Genomic DNA, 24,087 nt, shown 5'->3' with positions numbered 1-24,087 from the left:
TCTCAGTACAGGTTGGTGTGGGCGATGAGCGCCACGGTCACCGTGATCGCGCCGCCGATGCGCGTCGCGATCTGTGCGAACGGCATCAGCGCCATGCGCCGGGTGGCGCTGAGGATCGCGACGTCGCCAGTGCCGCCCATGCCGGTGTGCGTTCCGACGACGATCGCGGTGTCGACGGGGTACATGCCGATCCAGCGACCCACCAGGAACGCGGTGGCCATCATGGTGACCACGGTGGCGACGATGGTGATCAAGGTTCCGACGGTGAACGCCTAGCAGGCATCAGAGGCCGATTCCCGAGGTGGGCATAAGCCTCGCTTATGACTCGGAACTTACGCCGGTGCGTGCAGGAGGTTGGTGACCAGACCGCGGGCGTACTTGGCGTCGGTGCCGTCGGGGCGGAAAAGGATGCGGTACATGATCGGGGCGACCACCTGGTCGAGAACGGCTTCGACGTCGGGGGCGGGCTCCTCTCGGGCGGCCGCGCGGGCGAGGATGACGTCGATCTGCTCCGCGGCGTAGGCGGAGCACTGGCCGGCATTGCCGCCGCCGGGGGAGCCGAGCAGGGCGTCGCGGATGTAGGCGCGTCCGGGCGGCGAACTCATCTCGTCGAGGAACTGCTCAGCCCAAGCGGTCAGGTCAGCGGCCAGCGCCCCGTGGTCTTCGGGGGGAGTCTCGGGGCGAAGCTGCTGGAACACGCGGCAGCAGGACGGCGAATGGGTCCCGACGTTCCCCGGCGCCCGCTACCTCACCGCCCGAGTCGAACGGGAATTCTGGGCCGGATACGCAATGGACGAGCCGCGACGGCAAATGTTCCGCGACTCGGTGCACCCCGTCGAGAACGCCGGTTTGCTCGACCTGCTCGACATCCCGGCCGAAGGTGTGGACATCGCACCCGGTGTGCGCCTGCTTCCCACTCCCGGGCACACGCCCGGACACGTCGCCGTCGAGCTGACCAGCCGCGGTGACATGGCGCTGATCACCGGCGACTGCGTCCACCACCCCATCCAGTTCGCCCATCCCGACATCAGCGCCTGCGTCGACATCGACCCCGAGCAATCCGCCGTCACCCGCCACGCGCTGCTCGGTTCCCTCGCCGGTGCGGACACCCTCGTGCTCGGCACCCACTTCCCGCCGCCCACCGCGGGCCGCGTCGCCGCCCATGGCGATGCGTACCGCCTGATCCCGGTCCCGCCGGGGCGGTGACCGGACGGCCTCGCGCCGCTTCGTGTGGAAAGCGTCAGCGGGACTGCGGCGGATCGGGCGCGAGGCTGCCGTCCGGGGCGATGTGCTCGAAGATCTGCTCGACCAGCGCCACCACGTGCGGGTCGTCGACGGTGTAGAGGTGGCGTCGGCCGTCGCGGCGGGCGGTGATGACACCCGCCAACCGGAGCTTGCTCAGGTGCTGGCTAACCGTCGCGAGGCTGATGCCGACCCGCTTGGCCAGCGTGCCCACGTCGTAGGAACCGTGTGTGATCAACCACACGAGGTGCAGTCGTGGTGGGCTGGCGAGCAGCGCGAACGTCGCCGCGGCAGCGGTCAGCTGGGCCTCGGTCGGTTCGGCGTCCTGCCTGGGCGGGTCGGATTCTGCGGCGGGCGGCGCGGGATTTTTCGGCATGGCGAGCTCGATTGTTCCTGAACGCGCAACCCCTGGTGGGCGCCGCGGCAAATGCTTCGTTGGTTGCGAAAACTACGAAATGAATGCCAAGGTGATCTCGTTCCGAAGGGGAGTAGTCCGCAAGCCCACCGTTCGACACGCTGAGATCCTTCTCCGGCGGTGGCGCCCGCGACGCGGGTGGACGAGACCTTCGGCCAGCTGATCTGCGCCTGGCCGAGACCCTGGACGTCCCGGCCGAGGCAGGCCACGGCCCGGGAAGGTGTTCGATGTCCACCAAGTTGCTGCGACCGCTCGCGTTTTGCGGAGCACTCGCGGTGCCCGCGTTGGTCCTCCGGTTCTCCGGGCTAACGCCAAGCCCGGTGCTTGGATTGCTGCTGTTCGGCATGGCCGTGGTGGCCTCGTCGTTCGTGCTGGCCTGGGCTGCGGAAGCGGCGCAGGTCGACATCTCGGGCGGGCTGGCTATCGCGATCCTGGCGGTGATCGCCGTGCTGCCCGAGTACGCGGTCGACCTCTACTTCGCCTACACCGCAGGCAGCGCCCCCGAGTACGTCGCCTACGCCGCGGCGAACATGACCGGCTCCAACCGCCTCCTGCTCGGCCTGGGCTGGTCGCTGGTGGTGATCGTCGCGCTCGCGCTGGCCAAGCGGCGCACCGGGAAGTCGGTGCGCGAATTGACCCTGGAGTCCGACAACCGGGTGGAGCTCGGGTTCCTCGCGATCGCCTCGGTGGTCGCGTTCCTAGTGCCCGCGACCGGTCAGATCTCGCTGCTGCTCGGGTTCGCGCTGCTCGGATTCTTCGTGTTCTACCTGTGGAGGGTCTCACGCGCCGAGGCGGAAGAACCCGACCTGGTCGGCACCGCCGCCACCATCGGCGGGCTGCCCAAGCACGTCCGCCGACCGCTGGTGATCGCGCTGTTCGCCTTCGCCGCAGCCGTGATCGTCGTCTGCGCCGAACCATTCGCCCACTCGCTGATCGAAACGGGCACCCAGCTAGGCATCGACCAGTTCCTGCTCGTGCAGTGGCTCGCGCCGCTGGCCTCGGAAGCGCCCGAGTTCATCGTCGCGATCCTGTTTGCCGTCCGGGGCAAGGGTGCCGATGCGATCGGCACGCTGATCTCCGCCAAGGTCAACCAGTGGACGCTGCTGGTGGGCAGCCTGCCGGTGGCCTACCTGCTCGGCGGTGGTGAGACGGCGCTGCGGCTGGACGCCCGCCAGTTGGAGGAGTTCCTGCTCACCGCGACCCAAACGGTGCTCGGGGTGGCCGCTGTGCTGGCGCTGCGCTTCCCGCGCTGGACGGCGTGGACGCTGCTCGGGCTGTTCGCGGCGCAGTTCGCGCTGCCCGGCCAGACCGCCCGCTACGTCCTGTGCGGCATCTACGCCGTGATCGCGATCGCCGCGCTCATCCGCAACCGCCACCACATCTTGCCCACCCTCGCCGCGCCCTTCCGGCGCCAAGTCGACGACAGCTCGGAAGCGCCCGAACCTGCAAGCGCCGTCCGCTGATCGAGCGGCTGACCATCAGCGGGCGCACCCCCAGTTTCGCGCCCGCTGGTGACCAGCCTTCACGTGCTGCGCAGGGCGACGCAGCACTCCCCGGGCCGCGGGTCCAGGGCGGCCTCCACGGACGGGGCCTGCAGCCCGGCCAGGAAGCCCTGCAGGAAGGCGTTGTTGAGCCCGCAAACCAACTCCGGCGATTTGGCGGTCAACGGGTGGAAGGGGCAGTTGCGCAGCCGGACGCAGGTCGGGCTCTCCCGGTCGGGTTCGAAGCCGTAGCGGGTGAGCACCTGTTCGGTCCTGGTCAGCGCGCGTTCGGCGCCGAGGCGGCCGGGGCGGCTGCGGAGGCGTTCTTCGGCGCCGAGGCGTTGTCCACGTTCGCGCGCGGTGCGCATCGCCGACTCGATCGCGGTCTCGCGCTCGCCTTCGGTGAGCACCGCATCGAGCAGGATGTCGGCCAGCAGGTCGGGGCGCCTTGGCGGAATGCTCACCCCGATGTGGGCGTCGGTGGGTTCGTAGACCTTCGGCGTGCGGCCGACCTTGCGGATGCCGCCCACCGGTTCGAACCGCGCACACAGCAACCCGGCGTCGACGAGCTTGTCCAGGTGGAAGGCGGCGAGCTTGCGGGAAATGCCGACCGCGGCGGCTGCCTCGTCCCGGCCGATAGGCCGACGGGCGCGGCGGATGAACTCGAACATCCCGCGCCGCAGGCCGTCCGCCAACACTGCGACTGCCGCCATCGAGCCCGCAGCTGGCTCGTCGCTGGACACCATGCCTCCACGGTAACGCCTCTCACGCCCAATTTGGTGTCCGAAATCGGCATTGGGAGGTCATGTACTGCTGCATTGACCCGATGGCATGAAAAAGACTAGCGTTCATTGGTGAAACTAGTCCGGGTGGCCGAGCCAGGTGGCCTGGCGCAACTGACCCAGAGGATCACCTGATGTCCGCACCTGTCCTGCACGTCGCCCACCAGCCCGAGGGCGAGATCGATCTCGCAGCCGCCGAGAAAGCGGCCGGTGATCTGCTGCGGGCGTTGGGGATATCCACCGATTCCGAGAGCCTGAGTGGCACGCCGGGGCGGATGGCCCGCGCCTACGCGGAGTTGTTCACGCCGCGGCCGTTCGACCTGACGACCTTCCCGAACGAGGAGCAGTACGACGAGCTGGTGCTCGCCCGGGCGATCCCGGTCCGCTCGGTCTGCGAACACCACCTGCTGCCGTTCGTCGGCACCGCGCACGTCGGCTACCTGCCCGGCGAGCGGATCCTCGGGCTGTCCAAGTTGGCGCGGGTCGTCGAGCACTTCGCCTGCCGTCCGCAGGTTCAGGAACGGCTGACCAAACAGGTCGCCGACTGGCTGTGCGAGCAGCTGGAGCCCAAGGGCGTCGGCGTCGTGATCGAAGCCGAGCACACCTGCATGACCCTGCGAGGCGTGCAGGCCACCGGCTCCAACACCGTGACCTCGACGCTGCTGGGCACCCTCCGGCAGGACGCGCGGTCGAGGCAGGAGTTCTTCGCCCTTACCGGCGTCAACGCCTGACTCAGCCCGCCCGGGTGGGCGCGGGGGCCTGCCGGGCTTGGCGGAGCAGCGCGTCGAGCGCGAACGGTCCGGCCCCCAGCACCGCGAACAGCAGGAAGAACCAGCTGTACAGCGCGGCCGGAACCCCACCGTTGAGGATCGGGAGCAGCCCCCGTGGCTGGTGCACGGTGAAGTACGCGAACGCCATCGCGCCGGAACACACCAGCGCGGCCGGCCTGGTGAAAAGTCCGAGGAAAACCAAGGCCCCGCCGACGAGATGGATTAACCCCGCCCACCAGCTCGGCCACTCGAACAGCGGTACGGCGTGGGGGGCGCCCAGCAAGCCGAACAGGGCCGCCACCCCGTGCTGGATGAACAGGAACGACACGACGATCCGCGTCACGGACAGCGCGATCCCGCCAAGTCTCTCCGAAGAATCCTGCGTCACGCCCGCCCCCAAAGACGGTGGGTGTCCTTGCGACACCAATAGGTGTTTCCACCCCGGTGCCTTCTCAATCGGGCGGGCTTTCGACGCAAGGCCCGCGACGCGCCTCACGGGACGAGGCCGCGGCGCAAGCGACGGCATGGGCGCGGTCGCCGTCGATCTTGGCCAGCAGGTGGTTGATGTGGCTCTTGACCGTGCCTTCGCTGACGACGAGGTGTTCGGCGATCTCGGAGTTGGGACAGGCTGGCGGTGATGGGGGAGAGCACTACGGCCTCGCGAGGCGCGAGGCCGGCGGGCAGCGGCCGAAGCAGCGCGGGGCCGTCGGCCAGGACGACGTCGGGACGGAGCTCTTCGGGGAGACGGCGACGGTCAGCGAGACGGCGCCTCGCCATGGTTAGCCTTGTCCATGAACCGCTGCGTCAGCTGCTGGCCGTCCGGGTAGTTGCCCGGCCCAGACACCTGAGCGATCTGGTCTGCGTCAGCGTTTGGCGGCCCTTTCGGTTTGACGGATGGCGTTCAGTCCCTCCGCCGCCGCCTGGAATTCACCTGAGTCATTGCCTCCCCTGGCTTATCGACCGCGGCGGACGCTATCGATCAACGAGCTCCAGTGGGGGTGGTTTCGGACACACCGAGCGAGCGCGTTGGCATTGCCACTGGGGTCCGAACGGTTGATCTTCATACGTGCCGAACGCATTCAGTCCTGCGTTGCGGCTGCATCATGTCCTGTTCTTGGCCGTCGGCGGCCAAGAAGCTGTGCGCGAACACGTGCCGCATCAGGTGCGGGTAGATGTAGCCGATGCCGGCCTGCTTGGCACGCCTGCGAAAGATCTGCGCAAGGCCCGAAGCAGTCATCGGCATCCACAGTCGGGAGATCCCGGCCGCCTTTGGGTGGCGTGCCCGCGCCCGGATGTACTGGTGCAGAGCGTTGTCGTGACTTCTACCGCACGGGTCACCCTCACGCTGATGTTCGGTCTGCTTGCCGGCTGCCGCACGCCGAGTAGCGAGGTCGAACTGCTGAGGTTTGGGCGAGTTTGATCAGGTTTTCGCGCAGCAGGGCCGGTCGCCGGTACCCACGCCGACAAGCACGGCGCGTGCGACGTCCTCCGCGAATTCCGGCCCGAGTTCGCGATGGCCGAAGAGCGCCCGGAAGACGACGGGGGCTGCGAACAGGTCGACCACGAGGTCGATGTCGAGGCCGGGACGGATGTCGCCGCGTGTCTTTGCCTTCTGCAGGGAGACGATGCACGCTCCCCGGCGAGGTCCCCAGACGGCGGTGAGGAAGCCTTCCCGCAGTTCCGGATCATCGGCGAGGTCGGCCACGAGTGCCGGGAGGACGTGGCCAAGGGTCGGGTCGTCCATCGCGACCCGGAGCGCTTCGAGATGCCCGACGATGTCGCAGTGCGTGCACCCGGTGTCGATCTCCACGACACCGATCCGGTCGTGTGCCATGGCCGCGACCACCAGGTGTTTCTGGCTCTTCCATCGCCGGCGGATGGCGGGTTTGCTGGTGCCCGCCCGCTTCGCGATGGCTTCCATGGTCAGGGCCGAGTAACCGACTTCCCGCAGGAGTGCGGTCACCGCCGCCAGCACGGCGTTATCGATCCGCTCGTCCCGCTGGCGTGCCATCGAACTCTCCTGGAACCGCACCGAAATCCTGTAGTCCAGCCACCCTACCGAGGGAGCAGGACGACCTTGCCGAACGGCTTTCCGCTCTCCACCCGCCGAAGCGCGGCGTCGGCCTCGGTGAGCGGGAAACGCTGATCGACCACGGCCGAGATCCGACCTTCCTCCAACAGCGTGCCAATCCTCTTCCAGGACAGTCGAAGGTCTTCCGGGGTGACCGAATTCAGGCTGAACGCGAACAGCGTTGGTGACCTGTGGAAATCGCGCAGCAACGGTTCGAAGGATTCCGGCCCGGGAACGCCACCGGCGGCACCGCAGAGGATGTAACGGCCGTTGGGCCGCAGGAGTTCCAGATGCTTCCCCAGATCGGGGCCGGCGACGGGGTCCACGACGACGTCGAAGGCCCCGCTAGGAAGGGCGGAGTCGGTCCGGTCGACGACCCGTGCGGCGCCCAGGGCTCGCAGACGTCCGCCGCGTGCCGCAGACGAGGTAACGACAGTCACCTCGCCCCCGCGAGCGTGTGCGATCTGTGTGGCGAGTCCGCCGATCCCGCCGCCGGCGCCACGGATGAGCACACGTTCTCCGGATGCCACCCGCACCCGATGGAGCGCGAGCTCGGCAACCATCGCGTTCACACCCACCGCGACCACGCCGCCCGTGTCGGTGCCCGGCGGCGCCGGAAAAACCCGATCGGCCTCAGCGACGACCTTCTCGGCGTAGCCGCCGAAGGCGGGCAAGGCCAGAACGCGCTGCCCGACCAGTCCTTCGGGCACGTCCGGTCCAACCGCCGTCACGCAGCCGACGACTTCCAGGCCAGGCACCGAACCCGCGCCGGGAAAGTATGGGTACTCGCCTCGGCGGGCCATGACGTCCACGTAGCCGACGCCGATCGCGTCGACCTCGACAAGCACATGGCCGGGCCCGGGAGCCGGTTCCGGCGCGTCGACCACGGCGAGTTCCTCGGACGACCTGACAACCACGGCTTTCACGCTGACCCCTCCCAATAAAGTTCCGATACGGATCGGAACTTTATTGGGAGAGGTTGTCAAGCGTCAAGCCTTGTCGCGGCTGGCATCGCTGAGCATCTGGGCGTAGGTGAGGACGTTGGCGAGGTAGTCGCCCGCGACGCGGTGATCGGCCACCACGGTGACGTGTCCGTAGCGCTCGACGATCACAGCGTCGGGCGTCGGCAGATTCACGTACGTGAACTGAACGGCTGCCACGCCATCCTCCCCTTGGCTGAACCTTTCCCCTTTTGGACATCACGGATGGGGTGACTTGCCACCAACGACCGACGCCCGTTCGAACAAAAGTTCACCCGCGCAGAGCGGCGGTGATCGCTGTTGTGTGACTACTCGACCTCGCGGCGCTCTTGGTCGTTGCGGGGTCGGATGCGTAGCGCTGACTGGACGATGTCGAGGGCGGCGGCGACCTCGTCGGGGTCGCGATCCTCGATCAATGCGGTGAAGGTCCGCGTTGCCTCGTCTCCGGCGTCCGTGCGCTTGATCTTGAGTCCCACTGACTCGGCGGCGGCATTGAGCACGTCGCTGACGGGCACTTGGAGGACGACGGCTAGGGCGGGCAGGGCGTCATCAGATACCTTGAGCTATCAATCCTGACTTGTCTTTCTTCTTGTTTAGATTGCGCCTGAGTGGACAGCTCCCTAGATACGGGCCGCTCCCCATGCCGGTTCGCGTCGCTGCCGAAGGCTCCCAGCGATCAGGCGGCGCTGCGGGCCGCCCGCTGGAGGATCGAAGGGCATACGTAGGTAGGCGCAAATAATATCGGCAATGGTCTGTCGGTGGCTTGGGTGATCGTGGGCGAGACGCTCCAAGCTATGAGGCCCAGCTAGACGTACCGCAGCCGCCTCACGGCCGAGTTGGTCGGCGGCTTTCGTCTGCAGCTCCGTGATGCGGCGTTCAGTGCCGTCAAGTTCGGTGAAGCGTTGACGGCGTGCGGCGAGAAGTAGGGCGGCGGCTCCGCCGGTGCCGACGACGATCGTGCTAGCGATGCGGATGGCTTCGAGTCGGTTTTTGCTGGCGGGATCGTCGTTGCCGAAATAGTGCAGCATCCCCCAGAGTGAGCCGAGCGCAACCACGACAATCCCGATAGCCCAGGTTGTGATGGTGCGCTGGGATAGCACCTGATAAGTCGGCGTTTGCTGCGGCTTCCGTTGGCGGACCAGCCCCTTGAACTGGCTGAGCAGCTCTTTAAGTTCGACCCATGATCAAGAGTGTGCCATCCGGAGCGCGCGCTTGGGGTGCAGAACGACCGGATTTGTAACGGGCGCCCGCTTGTGCGTGTCCGTAGCAGAGACAGGCTCCTAGGTTTCGAGATTGTCGACCAGGCGGCGAAGTGGTGCGGTGAGTTCAGGATGGTCGCCCATGTCGACGCGGTGCAGCAGCCGGGCGGCGACGTAGAGCAGCGCCGTCGTGCCTGCGGGGGTGTCGAGCACGTCGGCGAACGTGGCCCAAACGGTGGCGGCGGTCCGGGGCGCGAGCAGGCTGTAGCAGTACAGAGACGCGGCGTCGGCGTCGACTGGGCCGCGCCCCCAGTGTTCCCAATCGAGTAGGCCGAACTCGGGTTGCAACAGATTCGCCCAGTGCAGATCGCCGTGGACGGTTTCCCACTCCTGCACTTCGATCGACAGCCCGAACCGGTCGAGTACAGATTGGCGGATCTCCGCCCCTTCCTTGCGTACCCGCGCCGTCGGGGTCGAGCGGATCACGTCGAGACTGCGGCGCAGCTCAGCCCACCACTCAGACGGCAACTCGACCTCGGCCCGCAGCGCGTCGGTGTCCGAGCAGCGTTGGCCGGCCACGTAGGTCATCAGCTCGGCGCGTTGGCGCCGCACCTCGGGTACTTCCCACTCGACGACATCGAGCACGCGCGGTTTGCGGATGCCGGTGATGGTGTTCGCGTCGGCGTTGCCCGTCCACCAATCCCCCTCGGCCCACTGGACTTGATCGGACAGCACCCGCAGCCATCGGCGACCGTCGGAGCTGTCCACGGGAGCGCCGATCGACCGCAGCCGCCACCCGAACACCGGCTCACCGGCCACGGCGACCCGGAAGCGCTCGGCGGCGTGGGCGAGGTTACAGCGCATCCATTCGGCGAACCGGCGGTCGGCCTCGGCGACCTCGGCGGCGGTCGGGCTCATTCGGTGATGTGCCGCAGGTAGAGGCTGGGGTCCGCCAGGTAGCGGCGCCAGTGGTCGACGAGATCAAGCTCGTCCCACTTCACGCGGCGGGTGCCGTGCTCGCCCACTTCGATGATGTCCGCGCCCGGTGTGGCGGCCAGGATTGGCGAGTGCGTCGCGCACACCACCTGTGCACCGGTTTCGCCAAGCTGGTGCATCAGCCCCACCAGCTTGAGACAGGATTCGAAGGACAGCGCGGCCTCGGGCTCGTCCATGACGTAGAACCCGCGCTCTTGGAACATCGAGCCGAACACGGTCAGGAAGCCCTCGCCGTGGGACATCTCCGCGGTGCTCTCATCCCAGTAGCCGTACATGCCGCTGACGGTGTTCAGCAGTCCGAACGCGGTCTCGGCGCGCAGGAAGAACCCCTTGCGCCGAGACCGCGGCCCGGTGAGCAGCCGGCCCCCGGCTGGGGTTGTGTCCAGCTTGAGCACGTCCCCGAGTGGGGTTTTGGGCCGGTCGTTGACGTACTTGCGGCCCGCTCGCCCGCCGTGCGCGTCGAGCTTGAAACCCTCCGCGATTGCCTCGACCAACGTCGACTTCCCGGACCCGTTCTCCCCGACCAGCATGGTCACCGGCGCGGTGAAGGTCAGGCCGTGCTCGGCGAGCTCGGCGACACACGGCACCGTGTACGGCCAGGCGTCGAACGCCTCCGGGCGCTGGGCTTCAGGGATGTAGGCACGGCGGACGAGCACAGGCTGATCCTTAGTAGTTCGGCGAACAGTTCCCGCTTGGTGTGCAGTTTCCCGCCGGGCTGCACGAGGGGCTACAGGAGGGGCTGCACTGCGGGTCGCACATCGTGTTCGGGCAGCAGGTCGGGTCACAGCTCTTGCCCGCCGACGGTACCCGGCTCGCAAGCTGGGACTTCGCGCTGCGCATGCCTTTACCAGTGATGATCTCGGCGAATGGCTTGCGACGGACGTTGCCCACCGGCATCCACCGCGAGAACACGCACGGCCACACGTCCCCGGTGGGGGAGACGGCGACGACGCCCCGCCCGCAGTGCCCGCAGAGCTGATCAATACTGGGCTGCTGGTCGCGGACACCGCGGCCCACCTGCCGCATGTGATCAACGCTGACGTCGGTCACGCCCAGCTCGCGCAGCTCGGCGACGGCCTGGTCGCTGTGCTGGCCGTCCCACAGGTTGATGACGCCTGCTCGAACCGGAATCGAACGGCGGATCGCCTCTCGAATGTTGGCTTTGGTGCGCTCGTAGGTCGGCCGGCGGGTGATCTCGGCGTGCTCGCCGGGATCGGTGGAGTAGTACGACGTCGCCAGCCGCACGCCGGGCTGGGTGAGCACATCCCAGAGGGCGGGGTGGATGCTGACCATGTTGGTGAACACCTCGACCTCGACGCCTCGACCGAGGGCGTGGTTGATCAGCGTCGGTAACGCCGGGTTCAGGGTCGGCTCACCGCCGATGACTGCACGATCCGAGTGCCCAACTCGGCGGACTGGTCGATGACCCGCCGCCAGTCGTTCACCTGCATGGTGCTGTGGTCGCCGGTTGGGCCGGACTCGGCGTAGCAGTGCGTGCATTCCAGCTGACATCTCCCGGTGATCTCTAACCACACGAACGAAATCCCTGCGTCCACAGTGAACCTCCGAATTCGCCGCTTGCATTGATCGTTCGTTCTTGTGGTGCCCCTCTCAGGCACCGCGGGTAGGCCCCGGCGCGGTCCGGTCGGTTGCGGCGCCGTGCCGCTCGTCGATCCGGTCACAGCGGCCCGTGCGTGGCTGTTCCACGCCGGGCCCTGGGGAAGCTGGCCGGGCAGTTGGAACGTCACTCGACGCTGCCCGGCCAGCGGGGGTCAGAGCTGCGGGCCGACTCCCAGCCAGTGCGCTACGCGGTTCGCGTCGTAGTACGGTTCGCCTTTCGCTGCTGTCGTCCTGCTCGGTGGCAGTATCGGATTCGGGCCCGGGATTGTCCGGCATCGGTCACCTCCTTCCGTTGTCCATAGTGGCCATTTCGGCCCGCAACGTCGTTGGTGCGGGAAGTTGGAACCGGCCGCCCAACGCGCCGGGGGAATGCGCTGGACAGGCCGGGCGGCCCGGTGCCGGTCGGGGGGCGCTTCACGACACCGGGCCGGGTCTAAAGCCACTTCACGCCCGCGAGGACCCGGTGCATCATGAGCAGGTTGCGCGCCTGGTCGTCGCGGTCGAGTGACCGAATTTCGGGCGGCAGCAGCAGGATTCGGGTCTGCATGTCGGCGAGATCGTCGGCGAGGTCACCGCGGATCGTGATGGGCTCGCGTTTCCGGCGTCGGCCGCCGCTGCTGGCCTCGGACTCGACGCGGTCGACCACTTCTCGCACGGACACCGCGCCGTCGCAATGCCGCTGTGCCGGGTAGTAGCGAATCGCCCACGCGGTCAGCAATGCGACAGCGGCAACGCCAAGTGCAATAGCTAAGACGACCACCGCGGCGGCCCTTTCTGCTTGTGACGGTTGGTGGTGGCCGGGCCGCTGCCACGGTGCGCACCGGCCCGGCCGTCCCGCGTCGCCTCTCAACGCCGAAATCAGTGGCGAATCGGCCGCGCTGGGTGCGGCGGGTCGCCGAAGATCGACGGCGGCCGATACCTGATGGGGCGGCCGAGGTCCGTGGGCAGGAAGCACAGCGGGTCGGGTCGCAGCACCGCGATCGGTGCCTGAGCGTGCCCCGGTTCGGGCAGCGCGAGCACTGCTCGCAAGGTCCACGCCGCCGATGAGTGGTATTGCCAGGACACCAGTTCGGGCATGAGCGGGTCGGCGCCGGGCATGGTGGCCGTGCGGTAGGCAGTCGCGTCGTGTTCGCCATCCTTGCCACGAAGGATCACCACATCCGCGCACGTCGGCCACCGGCGCACCACCGCGACGATGTCGGGGGCTGACTTCGGGCCGAAGACCCACACCCCCCACGACTGGCGGCGTAGCTCGGCCAACAGGTAGTCAATCTCGGAAGAGTGCATGGCGCGCCGCCTCCTGCCAGTCGTCCTCGACGTTCTTTCGGTTGGCGTCGGCTAGTCCGCAGCGCCGCCTCCACCAGGCGGTGAAGATGGCCAAGCCGCCGAGCATGGCCAGCACCCCGAGGACGAACCCAAGCGCTGACATCGGCCGTGCCTTCCGGTTGCCGCGGACTTCCTACTGAAGCAATGACTTTCGACCCTGCTGGCCTGCGAGGAAACGACAGAGCGGTGTGCGATATACATCCCGCGTATATCCGCACGTGACAGGCGGTCGCTATTCGTACACTGATCGTGAGATTGCACTGATGGGGTGACCATGAGCGCCAGGAACAACCGTTCGTGCCGCACGTGCGGCACCCGCCTGCGCGTGGACAACGACGACGTGCAGTGCAGTCCGTGCCGGCGGAACGATACGGTCGGCAAGTCACGCCCGGAGCCGAAGAACGAGGAGTTCTGGCAGCGCCCGACGATGGCCGAAGCTCTCAAGTCGCGTGACTTCGGCAAAGTCATGTACGCCTACCGGTACGAGCACCGTCCGGTGATCACCCAGGCCGCGTTGGGCCGGTGGCTCAACATGACACAGGCCCAGATCAGCCGACTGGAGCGCGGCGCGAAACCCCCGAGCGACCTCGATAAACTCACCGCGTGGGCGTCGGTTCTCCACATCTCCGAGTCGTCGCTGTGGTTCAAGCTCCCCGCACGGGAAACCTCGGCGCCGGCCACAACCTCCCGCGTCGACTTCGGGTGGTTCTGTGGGCGCCGCCGAGCACCCGCCCTGAACACCGGCATGCGTGTGCCGCTCGATGTGGAATCGATCAGGGAGACCACAGCGACGTTTTGAGGGCTCGACAACCGGTTCGGGGGCGGCCACGCCAGGGGCATGGTCGGCGCCTACCTCGCCGATGAGGTCGCCCCCGCCATGCACGACCATCGCCCCGGCCGCGACCAGGTCGAGTTCGTCTCAGCCGTCGCCGAACTCAACCAACTGGCGGGGTGGATGGCCTACGACGTCGGCGACATGCTGTCGGGTCGACGCCACCTGCAACAGGCATTGCAGCTGTGCCAACGGGTCAGCGACAACGCGCTTTCGGCCGAAATGCTCGCTGGCATGAGCCACCAGGCCGCACACGCCCGTGACGGAGCGGTGTCGGTGGGGCTGGCGCGAGCGGCCCGCGACACAGCAGCCGGAACCGGGCTCGCCGCACTGGAATCCGAGACCGCCGTCATGGAAGCACACGGCCTGGCCCTGGTCTGCGACAAACGCGGAAGCGTGGCCGCGCTCCGGGACGCAGAGGCCGCGTTCAGCCGGGCAGACCAAGTCGAGCACCCGTCATGGCTCAGCTATTACGACGCCGCCTACCTCGCCGCCAAGATGGCCCACTGCATGCGGGAACTCGGCGACCTGCGCGCCGCGGAGCGTTTCGCCCGCCGGTCTCTCGAAATGAGCGCTGGGTACGACCGCGGCAAGTTGTTCAACACCGCGTTGCTCGCGTCCATCGTCGCTGACCTGCGGGAGATTGAAAAGGCATGCGCAGTTGGTCGCGACGCCCTACGCCTCGGTCGCAAGTTGCAGTCAGCGCGCGCTCGGCTCTACTTGCAGGATTTCGCCAAGCGCCTCCACCGTCACCAGGCCGTGCCGGTAGTAGCTGAGCTTGGCGAGGAGCTGGCCGCGATGGGGATCAGCTTCGACGCTGCGCCAACAGCTTGAACAACGCGACTTGAGCAGCAGCGCCCGGGATCAGTCCTTGCTCGATGCGGTCGGAGATCTCGGCGAGTGGCACCCACTCGACGCGGGCGGTTTCGTTGATGTCGGCCGGTTTGCCGGTGTCCTCCGCGCCCTCGGCGAGGAACAGCAGGTTCTCGAAGTCGGCCGTGCCGGTGATCGGTTGGAAGGTGCCGAACGGTCGGATCGACAACGGGCGCCACCCGGTCTCTTCCTCGACTTCCCGGGCCGCCGTCAACGTAGGGTCTTCCTTCGGGTCGACGTAGCCGCCGGGCAGCTCCCACACCCACTGGTCGAGGATGAACCGGTGGCGCCAGATCATCAGCACGCGGTCGTCATTGACGACCACGGTCATCGCGGCCTTGGGCATGCGCAAGACGTACTGCTCGAAGGTGACACCGTCCGGCAGCCCGACAGACGCGATGCTCAGCTTGAGCCGCCGGGTGTCGTCGATCAGTCGTTCGCCGCGGATAGTCCAAGTCGCCAGCGCGGGCGCGTTCGTCTCGTTCGCCACGGAGCGGAACGCTACCGGAACCCTGCGTAGGTCCTCCATCACAGCGGACCCCCGGTGACCTGGAGTCGGGAGGGAGCGCCGCGGCGTTCGCTCAGTACCGGTCACCCAACGCGGCCTGGCGGTGCGCCTCGCGTGCCCGCTCGCCGGCGGCAGATGCCCCGTAGCGAGCGACCATCTCGCGGGACCTCCATCCGTTCAATCGCATTAGGTCCTGCTCTCGGCCGCCTGCGGACAAGAAATTGTGTGAGAACAGGTGCCGCATCATGTGCGGTTAGAGGTGCCCGATGCCTGCCTGCTTGGCACGCCTGCGAAGGATCTGCGCGATGCCCGACCCGGTCAGCGGCCCTTGCTTGCCGATCCACAGCCGGGAACTTCCGGCGGCCTTCGGATGCCGTGCCCGCGCCCGGATGTACCGGCGAAGCGCCGCACCCTTTTTGTTGCCGAACGGGATAGCCCGCCCTCGGCACCCCTTACCCATCACATGCGCCACGTCGGCCTCAAAGTCGAGGTCGTCGAGTTCCAGCGGCGTGACCTCCCCAGCCCGCTACGTTGAGGTAGGAGACGATCGTGCTCGGCGCGGTGTTCGTGGCGCGCAGGTGACGCCGCCAGTCCGTCAGCAGCTCGCCGAGGTCGTCGAGCGCGGCAGTCTGCGAAGAGCGTGGCGTGCCCTGGGTGATCGTCATGACACCGAGAGTAGGCCGCCGAGTCCTTTGCTTGTTATGCGTTGTGCGGGACACAGTCCCTACGTTTTGCCTGGTGGTGCCCCCAGCAGGACTCGAACCTGCGGCCTAAGGATTAGAAGTCCTTTGCTCTATCCAGCTGAGCTATGGGGGCCGATCGGAGCGCAGCTTGAGCTGCAGCAAGCAGGGTAACCGCACCCGCCCGCAGGTGTGGGACTGACGCCGCACTGTTGCCGAGCCGGTACCGAATGGAAAGCTGATCGACAACCAGGCGCCGCCCGATCAGGCCGGTGGCAGCTTGTGCAAGGCGGAGGCGGTGAGCTTGCCCAGCTGGTCAGCGGTGTCGGCCGCGGTCGCCCCCTGCATCGCGAGCATGGTCAGCAGCGTCCGGTCGGACCGGATCGCGGTGGCCGCCATGCATGTCTGGTGGCTGTTCACCAGTTCGCAGTACAACCAGGCCGAATGCCCCTCGATGTCGAGCTGCACGCCGCGCGGTTGTCGCCGGGACGCGACCTCGTAGGGCTCGTAGAAGCCGGCCGCGGCGGTGTTCTCCGGGCCGCTGGTCAACAGCTGGGAGCAGGTCCCGGCGATCGGGTTGTCCGGGTGCGGCGGCCCGACCGGACCGCCGACGAACGCGAGGTCCGCCGGTGTCAGCAGGGCGCACGGATCGATCCCGTCGAAGTTGCGCGGGATCGCGATGCGCGCCTTCGCGGCGACGGTCGATCTCGGCTGGGCGGGCTCTGCCGGGTGGTTCTCGTGGAAACCCGCCGCAGGGATCGGCTCGCCCGGGATCTTCGAGGCGCAGCCGGTCACCGTGCACAGCAGCAACATCGGCAACATAAACACACGGCGACGGACAGTGGTCACTCCGCAACCGTAGCGGCCCGCACGTGCGGCAAACCACGCTCCCGGCCGCCATCCTGCAAGGTGGCCGCCCGGGACCGGCCGTTACGCTCGGTATGTGCCATCCGAGACCCCCGCGCCAGCACCGGAGCGGCGCACGTCGAGCACGGTCGGAGTGCTGGTCGTCACCGCCGGGGTGCTGGCGGCGCTGATCGCCGCCGCCCTCACCGCGCTTTCCGCCGGCGCTTCCTACGCGGTGCTCGGCTTGCCCGACCCTGGGCCGATCACGCAGTACGGCCTGCCGGTTGTCCGGGTGGTGGCCGAATCCGGTGCGGTGGTGTGCATCGGTTCGCTGATGCTGGCCGCGTTCGGGATTCCGGCGAAGCGTTCGGGTCGGCTGGCCGCCGACGGTTACGCCGCCGTGCGGACCGCTAGCTGGGCAGCCGCGGTGTGGTGCGTGGGTGCGGCGCTGATGGTGCCGTTCATCGCTGCCGACGCCACTGGGCGCCCGGTGGGGGACGTGCTCAGCGTCGACGTGCTCTTCGGCCTGGTCGACGCGTTGGAAGAAGCCAAGGCGTGGGCGCTGACCGCGCTGATCGCGTTCGTGGTCGCCCTGGTCTGCCGGGTGGTGCTGTCCTGGGGCTGGACCGTGGTGGCCTTCGTTCTGGGTCTGGTCGGGTTGTTCCCGGTGATCGCAACCGGCCACTCCGCCAGCGGCGGCGCGCACGACATCGCGACCAACAGCCTGCTCCTCCACCTGTTCGGCGCGGTCCTGTGGGTGGGTGGCCTGGTGGCGCTGCTGGCGCACGCCGCCCGCCGTGGTGCGCACCTCCCCCTGGTGGCCCGGCGATTCTCGCGGATCGCCCTGGTGTGCTGGATCGCGATGGCGTCCTCCGGCGTGATCAACTCGCTGGTCCGCGTGTCGCCAGCGGACTTGTTCACCTCCACCTACGGCTTCCTGCTGGTGCTCAAGGTCGTCGGCCTGGTGGCGCTCGGCGCGTTCGGGTACTTCCAGCGCCGCAGCGTTGTCCGGCGGTTGGACGACGGGGCCGGTGCAGCCGCGCTGCTGCGACTGGGCGCGGCGGAGGTACTGATCATGTTCGCCACAATCGGCGTCGCTATCGCCCTCGGACGTACCCCTCCACCGGAGGGGAGCAAGGCGGTGCCGGGCCGGACGGAGCTGCTGATCGGCTACCCGCTGGATGCCCCGCCGACGCTGTTGCGCCTGCTGTTCGACATGCGGTTCGACCTGATCTACGGCACGTTCGCGCTCGCGCTGGCCGGGCTGTACCTGTGGGGCGTTTACCGCCTGCGCAAGCGCGGCGACGCCTGGCCGGTCGGACGGACCATCGCCTGGTTGTGCGGGTGCGCGACGATCTTCATGGCCACCTCGTCGGGCATCGGCAAGTACGCACCCGCCCTGTTCAGCGTGCACATGGGTCAGCACATGCTGATGTCCATGCTGGCACCGGTCTTCCTGGTGCTGGCTGGTCCGGCTTCGCTGGCGCTGCGCGTGTTCAAGCCCGCGGGGAAGACGCAGCCGCCTGGGCCCCGCGAATGGTTGCTGGCGTTGGTGCACTCGCCGGTATCGCGGGTGCTGACCAGCCCGTTCGTGGCGTTGGCGCTGTTCGTCGGCTCCTTCTACGTGCTGTACTTCTCCGGCCTGTTCGACGTGGCGCTCACCCAGCACTGGGCGCACCTGGCGATGAACGCGCACTTCCTGCTGGTCGGCTACATCTTCTACTGGCCGGTGATCGGCATCGACCCGGCGCCGCGCCCGCTGCCGTCAATGGGCAAGGTCGGCCTGGTCTTCGCCTCAATGCCGTTCCACGCGTTCTTCGGAATCGTGCTGATGATGTCGCAGACGGTGATCGGGGCGGCCTTCTACCGCGGCCTCGACCTGCCCTGGATGACCGACCTACTCGGCGACCAGCGGCTCGGCGGCGGCCTGGCGTGGGCGTCGGGCGAGGTGCCGCTGGTCGTGGTGATGCTGGCGCTGCTGATTCAGTGGTCCAGGGCCGATTCCCGGGCTGCCCGGAGGATCGACCGGAAGGCCGATGCGGACGGCGGCGCGGATCTGGCCGCGTACAACGAAATGCTCAGGCAACTCGCCGAGAAGGACCCCCCTCGTAGCCAGTGACCTGGCCGATCGGCCGGGATGTGCGCGAAACGTGGTAAATCGGTCGCGCCGCGTGACATCGCTCGGGCAATCTTCTGGTTGCGGGCCGGAAATCGCCCTCCGCGGGACCGAGCGGAGCGGCAGATTTCGAGACGCAAGTGGCGGCGGTGGGCAACGTCCTCACCGGCCCCGTCGTGCGGGAGTCACAGACCGGCCACCGGGTGGCCAACTTCCGGGTGGTGGCCACCTCGCGCCGGCTCGACCGGGACACCGGGGAATGGGTGGACGGCGACCGGCTCTATGCCACGGTGAACTGCTGGAAGTGGTTGGCCGACGGGGTCGCCAGGTGTGTTGGGCAAAGGAGATCCGGTGGTGGCGACCGGACGGCTGCGCACCCGCGATTACGCGGGCGGGCAGTGGCGCACCGTCGTCGAGTCGGAGGCCAACGCGATCGGGCTGGACCTGGCGCGCGGCGCGGCGCCGGGGGTGCCCGGCATGTCAAGACCACCTCCGGGAGGTGGCCGCGGGCTGGTTTGCCTGCCTGGCGGCTGATCGCGGTCTTCGCCGCCGACCAGCGACAACGTCGATTTGGAGGAGGTGATAACCGCTGGTGCAAGGCAGGTCGATGCCTACGGTGAGGGGCGGGGGGACCGCGTGCGCGGTCCGACACGGGGCGCAACTACGATTCATGTCATGGCCGAGTTCATTTACACCATGAAGAACGTGCGCAAGACGCATGGTGACAAGGTCATCCTCGACAACGCGACCATCCAGTTCTACCCCGGCGCCAAGATCGGCGTCGTCGGTCCGAACGGGGCTGGCAAGTCGACCGTGCTGCGCATCATGGCGGGACTCGACCAGCCGAACAACGGTGAAGCGTTCCTCACGCCGGGTTACACCGTCGGCATCCAGCAGCAGGAGCCTCCGCTCAACGAGGAGAAGACGGTCCTAGGCAATGTCGAGGAGGGCGTCGGGGAGATCAAGCAGAAGCTCAACCGCTTCAACGAGATCGCCGAACTGCTCGCGACCGACTACTCCGACGAGCTCATGGAGGAGATGGGCAAGCTCCAGGAAGACCTGGACCACGCCGACGCGTGGGAACTGGACTCCCAGCTGGAGCAGGCGATGGACGCCCTGAGGTGTCCGCCGCCGGACGCGGAGGTCAAGAACCTATCCGGCGGCGAGCGCCGCCGGGTCGCCCTCTGCAAGCTGCTGCTGAGCAAACCCGACCTGTTGCTGCTCGACGAGCCGACCAACCACCTCGACGCCGAGAGCGTGCTCTGGCTGGAACAGCACCTCGCCACCTACCCGGGCGCCGTGCTCGCCGTCACCCACGACCGGTACTTCCTGGACAACGTCGCTGGCTGGATCCTGGAGCTGGACCGCGGCCGCACCTTCCCCTACGAGGGCAACTACTCGACCTATCTGGAGAAGAAGGCCGAGCGGCTGGCCGTGCAGGGCAAGCGCGACGCGAAGCTGCAGAAGCGGCTCAAGGACGAACTGGAGTGGGTCCGCTCCAACGCCAAGGCCCGCCAGACCAAGTCGCGTTCCCGTCTGTCGCGCTACGAGGAGATGGCCGCTGAGGCGGAGAAGACCCGCAAGCTCGACTTCGAGGAAATCCAGATCCCGCCGGGTCCCCGCCTGGGCAACGTCGTGGTCGACGTCGAGAACCTGAAGAAGGGCTTCGACGACAACCTCCTCATCGACGGGCTGTCGTTCACGCTGCCGCGCAACGGCATCGTGGGCGTGATCGGGCCGAACGGTGTCGGCAAGACGACGCTGTTCAAAACCATCGTGGGTCTGGAGCAGCCGGATTCCGGCACGGTCAAGGTCGGCGACACCGTCAAGCTGTCCTATGTGGACCAGAACCGCGCGAACATCGACCCGGGCAAGAACGTTTGGCAGGTCGTGTCCGACGGGCTGGACTACATCCAGGTCGGCCAGGTCGAGATGCCGTCGCGTGCCTATGTCAGCGCCTTCGGGTTCAAGGGCCCGGACCAGCAGAAGCCGGCCGGGGTGCTCTCCGGTGGTGAGCGCAACCGCCTGAACCTGGCGTTGACGCTCAAGGAGGGTGGCAACCTGATCCTGCTGGACGAGCCGACGAACGACCTCGATGTGGAGACGCTGAGCTCGCTGGAGAACGCGCTCGAACAGTTCCCCGGCTGCGCTGTGGTGATCTCACACGACCGGTGGTTCCTGGACCGCGTCGCCACCCACATCCTCGCGTGGGAGGGCGACGATGAGGACCCGGCGAAGTGGTTCTGGTTCGAGGGCAACTTCGGTGGCTACGAGGAGAACAAGCTCGAGAGACTGGGGCCGGACGCGGCCCGCCCGCACCGCGTGACGCACCGAAAACTGACCCGGGGCTGAACGGAGGCGCCTTGGCGAGCGTGCCCGCTTCACCGAACACAAGCTCGGCACAGGGACTGCTCGAACCCGCACGGCAGATGCGGTGGCGAGTACCCGAGTTGGCATTGGTGCTCAGTGATCGCGCGGTTGCGCTCGCTAGGCGCGCCGGTGATCGGGCGATTCGGCTACGCGCCGAGGCCCTCGCGTTGTTTGCCTCGAACCGGCTGGGCCGCAGTGTCGCGGCCAGCAGTCGGGCGCTCGCGGCGGTCCGCGACGCGGAGGCGGCGGGCGACGCCGAGGTCGAGGCGGAGCTACGGGTCGAGCTGGCATGGTGCGCCAGCAGCGCGGGCAGCGGCGTGGTCGCCGTTCGCGTGCTGAACCCGGTGCTGGAGCAGGACCGGGCCGAGCCCGAGGTGCGGGCGCATGCCCTGCTCGCGTTGGCGGCGTCGCTGCCCGTGCGCGGGCAGGACGGGGACCGCTCCGAGGCGCTCGACGAGGCCGAGCGGCTGTACGAGGCGTGCGGTCTCGGCCGGGACACCGCCCGGCTGCTCAAGGCGCGGGTCTGCGCTGCGCGTGCGGGGCATCGCCGCAGGCTGGGCGAGTTCGACGAAGCCATCGCGGTGGCCGACGCCGGACTGGCGCTGCTCGGGCAGCTCGGGGACCCGGCTGCGGACAGCGGGGAGATGCGCGCTCGGCTGGTGCTGGAGCGGGTGTTGTCGCTGCTGGAACTGGGGCGCCGCACGGAGGTCGTTCAAGCGACGCAATCCCTGCTTGCGCAGCCGGTTCGCGCGGCAGCGGCGGGTCCGGTCGGCTGGTTGGGGCTCGCGATGGCCACCCGCGTGCATCTGCCGGAGGGCAACCACGGTGCGGCGGTGCGGACGCTGAACGACACCGCGGCGATCTCCGAGCGGCACAAGCTGGACGGACTGCTCGCCGAAACTCTGAACACCCTGTCCCACGTGCACGAACGCGGCGCGGAGTTCCCTGAAGCGCTTCGTGCGCTCCGGGGCGCGTATTCCGCCGACCGGCGCTGGCGCGCGACCGTGCACAACGCGCGAGTCGGGTTGCTCGCGGAGTACCCGGCCCACTCGGGCCATGTCGACGTGGCTCGGCGATCGAGCGCAGCAGCCGAGCTAGGACCGGGCGGCCCGGAGGCGTCGGGCCCCGAGCTGGTCGGGCCCCGGGCAGCGGAACGCAAGCAGCCGGAGCCCGTGGCGCCACGACCTCGGCGACCCGAACAGGGCCTTCCTGAGGAGGGCTTTCCCGAGCCTTCCGAGCCGGAGCAGGCGACGTCCAGGCGCCGGTCGGGGTACGAGGAAACGCACGATGCGGCACGCCAGTTGATGGAGACGCTCACCAATCGGACCGCTGAGCTGCGCGAAGGCGGACACCGACGGCAGGAGCTGTCCGAATCCCGGACCACCGGGGTGCTGGAAGTCGCCGAAGAGGCGGTGTCGCAGACGGTCGTGTTCGACTCGTCGGCGTTGGAGCCGCAGGCGGCCGGGGTCGGGCAGCAGGACTGGCAGGCGGCCGCCGAACTTGCGGATGCCCAAGAGGTCCGGACGATCCAGGTGCCGCAGGTCGAGGCGGTCGCCTTCGCAGAGCCGGCCGACCAAGGTTTTCCGAGCCAAGAACGGGTTTCCGAGGAGCACGCCGAACCGGTCGCAGCGACGGCGCAGGCGAGCTGGTGGCCGTCGGAGAATCCGGATCAGACGCAGAACGCCGAGCACACCATCACCGAGGTGCCGGTGGCGTACGAACCCCAGCCCGCCGAGTCGCAGCAGCCGCTGTCGGTGGAGTTCCAGCCTGCCGGGGCTCCGTCGGTCGAGCCGCTGCCCAGCACGGCGGTGCTCGCCGCAGCGGCGGACGACCCCCACCTGCGTCCGCCGGCCGCCGACGACGATCACGGTGTGATAGACGCCACGGCGATCCTGCCGGTGATCGGCGGCCCGGCCGAACCGGCAGGTCTACTGGGAACCGGATCGGCAGCGCGCACCCGACCTGAGGAATCGTCGCCGGAAGGCCTGCACTCTCGGGAATCGCGGTACGGGGATTCGCGGTACGGGGATTCGCGGTATGGCCGAGACCTGCCGGGCAACGACGTCCCCGCCAACGAACAGCCGGGTAGCTACCAGGTCCACGACGTACCGCAGAACGAACCGGCGCACGGCAGCCGCGAAACCGAACCGGCAGCCAAGACACCAACGGGTGGGGCTCCGGCGGAGGCGACCCTGGCGAGCCGGACCTCGGTGTCGGAGGCTCCGCCAGGGACGCAGCGGCGCGAGGGCGGACGCCGGGCGCGCGGCAAATCGCTGGCCGAGATTCGCGCCAGCCTCCAGCTGTCCGCGGAGCCGCGCAGAAGCCGTCGCCGAGCACGGCACGCCGATCCGGCCGATTCGGCTGAACCGGTCGAATCATCCGGCGTACTAGTAACATCCGAACCTGCGGTCGCACCACCAACTCCAGCCGCAGAAGTGCTGGGCCGCCACCGCCAGGACTGGGCGACCGAACCGAATCTCCCGGTGGTGAAACGGCGTCGAAGGGAGGAACCCGTCGGCGACGGAGACGACGCTGCGCCGCCAGCTGCCGAGCCATCCATCGCAGTGCCGCTTGCTGCGGAGTTAGCCACCGCAGGGCAGCCGGGGGAAGCGGCACCGGCAGCTGAGCCCGCGGCCGAGTCGGCGGGAGCGGATGCGGGCCCGCCGGGGAAGATCGGACTCGCCGAGCTGCTGACCGAGGCGCTGATGGCCTACGAGACCGGTCGGCGCGAGCAACCGGAAGCCGAGGAATCCGCGCCGTCCGGTCGGCACAGCGAAGCGCGTGTGTCCGGAATCAACGGCCGTTCCCAGGTTTCCCATGCGACACATTCGTCCACATCGGACGATCGAGTTTCGGGCTTGGCCGCCCGGCACCGCCGCGCCGCGATGGACTCCACAGTGGTGGATCCGCTGTTCTGAAAGCTTTTTCTGCCGAAACCGCGCCGCCGATTCGCCCAAATGCGCACTTCGTGATCTCCGGC

General features: G+C 68.2%; 33 protein-coding genes and 1 tRNA gene. 10 read left to right on the top strand and 24 right to left on the bottom strand.

Translation table 11 applies throughout. The features are described from left to right. Window positions 1-2: 2 nt before the first annotated feature. Window positions 3-221 (bottom strand): 2-hydroxycarboxylate transporter family protein, encoded by a 219-nt coding sequence (locus ACWDKQ_RS02300; RefSeq protein WP_450136958.1) that lies wholly within the window; start codon window positions 219-221, stop codon window positions 3-5. A 111-nt stretch (window positions 222-332) separates the two neighbouring features. Next, window positions 333-698, bottom strand: coding sequence for a TetR-like C-terminal domain-containing protein (locus tag ACWDKQ_RS02295; protein WP_450136957.1), 366 nt, complete (start codon window positions 696-698; stop codon window positions 333-335). A gap of 91 nt (window positions 699-789) precedes the next feature. Between ACWDKQ_RS02295 and ACWDKQ_RS02290 the strand changes: the two genes are divergently transcribed. Beyond that, entirely contained in the window at window positions 790-1,206 is a 417-nt protein-coding gene (locus ACWDKQ_RS02290; RefSeq protein ID WP_450136956.1) for a hypothetical protein, read from the top strand. A gap of 34 nt (window positions 1,207-1,240) precedes the next feature. On the opposite strand, the gene ACWDKQ_RS02285 is transcribed toward ACWDKQ_RS02290, so the two are convergent. Next, window positions 1,241-1,618 carry an ArsR/SmtB family transcription factor gene (locus tag ACWDKQ_RS02285; protein WP_450136955.1) on the bottom strand — a complete coding sequence of 126 codons (378 nt, stop codon included), beginning with the start codon at window positions 1,616-1,618 and terminating at the stop codon, window positions 1,241-1,243. A 266-nt stretch (window positions 1,619-1,884) separates the two neighbouring features. On the opposite strand from ACWDKQ_RS02285, the gene ACWDKQ_RS02280 reads away from it, so the two are divergent. Continuing rightward, entirely contained in the window at window positions 1,885-3,120 is a 1,236-nt protein-coding gene (locus ACWDKQ_RS02280; RefSeq protein WP_450136954.1) for a sodium:proton exchanger, read from the top strand. Between the two features lie 59 nt (window positions 3,121-3,179). Here the strand turns inward: ACWDKQ_RS02280 and ACWDKQ_RS02275 are convergent, their stop codons facing one another. Then, the gene (locus tag ACWDKQ_RS02275; protein WP_450137019.1) at window positions 3,180-3,851 is read right to left on the bottom strand and encodes a helix-turn-helix transcriptional regulator; all 672 of its coding nucleotides are present in this window, start codon (window positions 3,849-3,851) and stop codon (window positions 3,180-3,182) included. Between the two features lie 203 nt (window positions 3,852-4,054). Here ACWDKQ_RS02275 and folE point away from each other — a divergent pair, with 203 nt between their 5' ends. Next, complete coding sequence (gene folE / locus ACWDKQ_RS02270) at window positions 4,055-4,651, top strand: GTP cyclohydrolase I FolE (protein WP_450136953.1); 597 nt, start codon at window positions 4,055-4,057, stop codon at window positions 4,649-4,651. A 1-nt stretch (window position 4,652) separates the two neighbouring features. Here folE and ACWDKQ_RS02265 read toward each other — a convergent pair whose 3' ends face one another. Together ACWDKQ_RS02265 and ACWDKQ_RS02260 are read right to left on the bottom strand one after the other, a co-directional pair. After that, the gene (locus tag ACWDKQ_RS02265; protein WP_450136952.1) at window positions 4,653-5,078 is read right to left on the bottom strand and encodes a DoxX family protein; all 426 of its coding nucleotides are present in this window, start codon (window positions 5,076-5,078) and stop codon (window positions 4,653-4,655) included. Window positions 5,079-5,142: 64 nt separating this feature from the next. Continuing rightward, complete coding sequence (locus ACWDKQ_RS02260; protein ID WP_450137018.1) at window positions 5,143-5,301, bottom strand: hypothetical protein; 159 nt, start codon at window positions 5,299-5,301, stop codon at window positions 5,143-5,145. Here ACWDKQ_RS02260 and ACWDKQ_RS02255 point away from each other — a divergent pair. After that, window positions 5,255-5,473 (top strand): hypothetical protein, encoded by a 219-nt coding sequence (locus ACWDKQ_RS02255; protein WP_450136951.1) that lies wholly within the window; start codon window positions 5,255-5,257, stop codon window positions 5,471-5,473. The genes ACWDKQ_RS02260 and ACWDKQ_RS02255 overlap by 47 nt on opposite strands. Window positions 5,474-5,750: 277 nt before the next feature. Here ACWDKQ_RS02255 and ACWDKQ_RS02250 read toward each other — a convergent pair whose 3' ends face one another. The 13 genes from ACWDKQ_RS02250 to ACWDKQ_RS02190 form a co-directional block, all read right to left on the bottom strand. Continuing rightward, window positions 5,751-5,927 carry a hypothetical protein gene (locus ACWDKQ_RS02250; protein WP_450136950.1) on the bottom strand — a complete coding sequence of 59 codons (177 nt, stop codon included), beginning with the start codon at window positions 5,925-5,927 and terminating at the stop codon, window positions 5,751-5,753. Window positions 5,928-6,110: 183 nt separating this feature from the next. Further along, on the bottom strand, window positions 6,111-6,701 hold the full coding sequence (locus tag ACWDKQ_RS02245; protein WP_450136949.1) for a TetR/AcrR family transcriptional regulator: 591 nt from the start codon (window positions 6,699-6,701) through the stop codon (window positions 6,111-6,113). 44 nt (window positions 6,702-6,745) lie between these two features. Then, complete coding sequence (locus ACWDKQ_RS02240) at window positions 6,746-7,687, bottom strand: quinone oxidoreductase family protein (RefSeq protein WP_450136948.1); 942 nt, start codon at window positions 7,685-7,687, stop codon at window positions 6,746-6,748. Window positions 7,688-7,750: 63 nt separating this feature from the next. Then, entirely contained in the window at window positions 7,751-7,921 is a 171-nt protein-coding gene (locus tag ACWDKQ_RS02235) for a hypothetical protein (protein ID WP_450136947.1), read from the bottom strand. Between the two features lie 128 nt (window positions 7,922-8,049). Then, window positions 8,050-8,256 carry a hypothetical protein gene (locus ACWDKQ_RS02230; RefSeq protein WP_450136946.1) on the bottom strand — a complete coding sequence of 69 codons (207 nt, stop codon included), beginning with the start codon at window positions 8,254-8,256 and terminating at the stop codon, window positions 8,050-8,052. Window positions 8,257-8,361: 105 nt separating this feature from the next. Continuing rightward, window positions 8,362-8,796, bottom strand: a complete 435-nt coding sequence (locus ACWDKQ_RS02225) for a hypothetical protein (protein ID WP_450136945.1) — start codon at window positions 8,794-8,796, stop codon at window positions 8,362-8,364. Between the two features lie 225 nt (window positions 8,797-9,021). Then, complete coding sequence (locus tag ACWDKQ_RS02220; RefSeq protein ID WP_450136944.1) at window positions 9,022-9,858, bottom strand: aminoglycoside phosphotransferase; 837 nt, start codon at window positions 9,856-9,858, stop codon at window positions 9,022-9,024. Beyond that, complete coding sequence (locus ACWDKQ_RS02215) at window positions 9,855-10,592, bottom strand: AAA family ATPase (protein WP_450136943.1); 738 nt, start codon at window positions 10,590-10,592, stop codon at window positions 9,855-9,857. Before ACWDKQ_RS02215 ends, ACWDKQ_RS02220 begins: the two co-directional genes overlap by 4 nt. A 10-nt stretch (window positions 10,593-10,602) precedes the next feature. Beyond that, window positions 10,603-11,277 carry an SPASM domain-containing protein gene (locus ACWDKQ_RS02210; RefSeq protein ID WP_450137017.1) on the bottom strand — a complete coding sequence of 225 codons (675 nt, stop codon included), beginning with the start codon at window positions 11,275-11,277 and terminating at the stop codon, window positions 10,603-10,605. A gap of 20 nt (window positions 11,278-11,297) precedes the next feature. Continuing rightward, window positions 11,298-11,471 carry a hypothetical protein gene (locus tag ACWDKQ_RS02205; RefSeq protein ID WP_450137022.1) on the bottom strand — a complete coding sequence of 58 codons (174 nt, stop codon included), beginning with the start codon at window positions 11,469-11,471 and terminating at the stop codon, window positions 11,298-11,300. Window positions 11,472-11,989: 518 nt separating this feature from the next. Continuing rightward, window positions 11,990-12,316: a hypothetical protein gene (locus ACWDKQ_RS02200; protein WP_450136942.1), complete on the bottom strand. Its 327-nt coding sequence runs from the start codon at window positions 12,314-12,316 to the stop codon at window positions 11,990-11,992. A gap of 98 nt (window positions 12,317-12,414) precedes the next feature. Next, window positions 12,415-12,843, bottom strand: coding sequence for a hypothetical protein (locus ACWDKQ_RS02195; RefSeq protein ID WP_450136941.1), 429 nt, complete (start codon window positions 12,841-12,843; stop codon window positions 12,415-12,417). Further along, window positions 12,824-12,985: a hypothetical protein gene (locus ACWDKQ_RS02190; RefSeq protein ID WP_450136940.1), complete on the bottom strand. Its 162-nt coding sequence runs from the start codon at window positions 12,983-12,985 to the stop codon at window positions 12,824-12,826. The genes ACWDKQ_RS02195 and ACWDKQ_RS02190 overlap by 20 nt, the downstream gene beginning before the upstream one ends. A 171-nt stretch (window positions 12,986-13,156) precedes the next feature. On the opposite strand from ACWDKQ_RS02190, the gene ACWDKQ_RS02185 reads away from it, so the two are divergent. Both ACWDKQ_RS02185 and ACWDKQ_RS02180 read left to right on the top strand, forming a co-directional pair. Further along, window positions 13,157-13,681 (top strand): helix-turn-helix domain-containing protein, encoded by a 525-nt coding sequence (locus ACWDKQ_RS02185; protein ID WP_450136939.1) that lies wholly within the window; start codon window positions 13,157-13,159, stop codon window positions 13,679-13,681. A gap of 39 nt (window positions 13,682-13,720) precedes the next feature. Further along, on the top strand, window positions 13,721-14,548 hold the full coding sequence (locus ACWDKQ_RS02180; protein WP_450136938.1) for an XRE family transcriptional regulator: 828 nt from the start codon (window positions 13,721-13,723) through the stop codon (window positions 14,546-14,548). On the opposite strand, the gene ACWDKQ_RS02175 is transcribed toward ACWDKQ_RS02180, so the two are convergent. The 5 genes from ACWDKQ_RS02175 to ACWDKQ_RS02155 all read right to left on the bottom strand — a co-directional run bounded on the left by ACWDKQ_RS02175 (window position 14,520) and on the right by ACWDKQ_RS02155 (window position 16,597). Beyond that, a complete protein-coding gene (locus ACWDKQ_RS02175) occupies window positions 14,520-15,077 on the bottom strand; it encodes an NUDIX hydrolase (RefSeq protein ID WP_450136937.1) in 558 nt (185 codons plus the stop codon). The genes ACWDKQ_RS02180 and ACWDKQ_RS02175 overlap by 29 nt on opposite strands. A 271-nt stretch (window positions 15,078-15,348) precedes the next feature. Next, the gene (locus tag ACWDKQ_RS02170) at window positions 15,349-15,567 is read right to left on the bottom strand and encodes a hypothetical protein (protein ID WP_450136936.1); all 219 of its coding nucleotides are present in this window, start codon (window positions 15,565-15,567) and stop codon (window positions 15,349-15,351) included. Between the two features lie 7 nt (window positions 15,568-15,574). Continuing rightward, a complete protein-coding gene (locus ACWDKQ_RS02165) occupies window positions 15,575-15,760 on the bottom strand; it encodes a hypothetical protein (protein ID WP_450136935.1) in 186 nt (61 codons plus the stop codon). A 74-nt stretch (window positions 15,761-15,834) separates the two neighbouring features. Further along, window positions 15,835-15,911: transfer RNA gene (locus ACWDKQ_RS02160), tRNA-Arg, on the bottom strand. 128 nt (window positions 15,912-16,039) lie between these two features. Beyond that, a complete protein-coding gene (locus ACWDKQ_RS02155) occupies window positions 16,040-16,597 on the bottom strand; it encodes a DUF3558 family protein (protein WP_450136934.1) in 558 nt (185 codons plus the stop codon). A 121-nt stretch (window positions 16,598-16,718) separates the two neighbouring features. Between ACWDKQ_RS02155 and ACWDKQ_RS02150 the strand changes: the two genes are divergently transcribed. The 4 genes from ACWDKQ_RS02150 (at window position 16,719) to ACWDKQ_RS02135 (ending at window position 24,025) form a co-directional block, all read left to right on the top strand. Beyond that, a complete protein-coding gene (locus tag ACWDKQ_RS02150; protein WP_450136933.1) occupies window positions 16,719-18,740 on the top strand; it encodes a cytochrome c oxidase assembly protein in 2,022 nt (673 codons plus the stop codon). Between the two features lie 348 nt (window positions 18,741-19,088). Next, entirely contained in the window at window positions 19,089-19,271 is a 183-nt protein-coding gene (locus tag ACWDKQ_RS02145) for a hypothetical protein (RefSeq protein WP_450136932.1), read from the top strand. A gap of 141 nt (window positions 19,272-19,412) precedes the next feature. Continuing rightward, window positions 19,413-21,089, top strand: coding sequence for an energy-dependent translational throttle protein EttA (gene ettA, locus ACWDKQ_RS02140; RefSeq protein WP_450136931.1), 1,677 nt, complete (start codon window positions 19,413-19,415; stop codon window positions 21,087-21,089). A gap of 107 nt (window positions 21,090-21,196) precedes the next feature. Further along, window positions 21,197-24,025 (top strand): hypothetical protein, encoded by a 2,829-nt coding sequence (locus tag ACWDKQ_RS02135; RefSeq protein WP_450136930.1) that lies wholly within the window; start codon window positions 21,197-21,199, stop codon window positions 24,023-24,025. The last annotated feature ends 62 nt before the right edge of the window (window positions 24,026-24,087 follow it).

Source organism: Saccharopolyspora sp. NPDC000995 (genome assembly GCF_053599315.1).
The sequence above is the reverse complement of the archived record's forward strand: the minus strand, read 5'-3'. Positions and strand labels throughout refer to the sequence as shown.

Coding starts and splice junctions, on each gene's coding strand:
- ACWDKQ_RS02165 (WP_450136935.1), bottom strand. CDS start 15,760: ATGACGATCACCCAGGGCACGCCACGCTCTTCGCAGACTGCCGCGCTC.
- ACWDKQ_RS02300 (WP_450136958.1), bottom strand. CDS start 221: ATGGCCACCGCGTTCCTGGTGGGTCGCTGGATCGGCATGTACCCCGTC.
- ACWDKQ_RS02185 (WP_450136939.1), top strand. CDS start 13,157: ATGAGCGCCAGGAACAACCGTTCGTGCCGCACGTGCGGCACCCGCCTG.
- ACWDKQ_RS02285 (WP_450136955.1), bottom strand. CDS start 1,618: ATGCCGAAAAATCCCGCGCCGCCCGCCGCAGAATCCGACCCGCCCAGG.
- ACWDKQ_RS02250 (WP_450136950.1), bottom strand. CDS start 5,927: ATGACTGCTTCGGGCCTTGCGCAGATCTTTCGCAGGCGTGCCAAGCAG.
- ACWDKQ_RS02220 (WP_450136944.1), bottom strand. CDS start 9,858: ATGAGCCCGACCGCCGCCGAGGTCGCCGAGGCCGACCGCCGGTTCGCC.
- ACWDKQ_RS02155 (WP_450136934.1), bottom strand. CDS start 16,597: ATGTTGCCGATGTTGCTGCTGTGCACGGTGACCGGCTGCGCCTCGAAG.
- ACWDKQ_RS02195 (WP_450136941.1), bottom strand. CDS start 12,843: ATGCACTCTTCCGAGATTGACTACCTGTTGGCCGAGCTACGCCGCCAG.
- ACWDKQ_RS02280 (WP_450136954.1), top strand. CDS start 1,885: ATGTCCACCAAGTTGCTGCGACCGCTCGCGTTTTGCGGAGCACTCGCG.
- ACWDKQ_RS02245 (WP_450136949.1), bottom strand. CDS start 6,701: ATGGCACGCCAGCGGGACGAGCGGATCGATAACGCCGTGCTGGCGGCG.
- ACWDKQ_RS02275 (WP_450137019.1), bottom strand. CDS start 3,851: ATGGCGGCAGTCGCAGTGTTGGCGGACGGCCTGCGGCGCGGGATGTTC.
- ettA (WP_450136931.1), top strand. CDS start 19,413: ATGGCCGAGTTCATTTACACCATGAAGAACGTGCGCAAGACGCATGGT.
- ACWDKQ_RS02190 (WP_450136940.1), bottom strand. CDS start 12,985: ATGTCAGCGCTTGGGTTCGTCCTCGGGGTGCTGGCCATGCTCGGCGGC.
- ACWDKQ_RS02255 (WP_450136951.1), top strand. CDS start 5,255: ATGTGGCTCTTGACCGTGCCTTCGCTGACGACGAGGTGTTCGGCGATC.
- ACWDKQ_RS02180 (WP_450136938.1), top strand. CDS start 13,721: ATGGTCGGCGCCTACCTCGCCGATGAGGTCGCCCCCGCCATGCACGAC.
- folE (WP_450136953.1), top strand. CDS start 4,055: ATGTCCGCACCTGTCCTGCACGTCGCCCACCAGCCCGAGGGCGAGATC.
- ACWDKQ_RS02290 (WP_450136956.1), top strand. CDS start 790: ATGGACGAGCCGCGACGGCAAATGTTCCGCGACTCGGTGCACCCCGTC.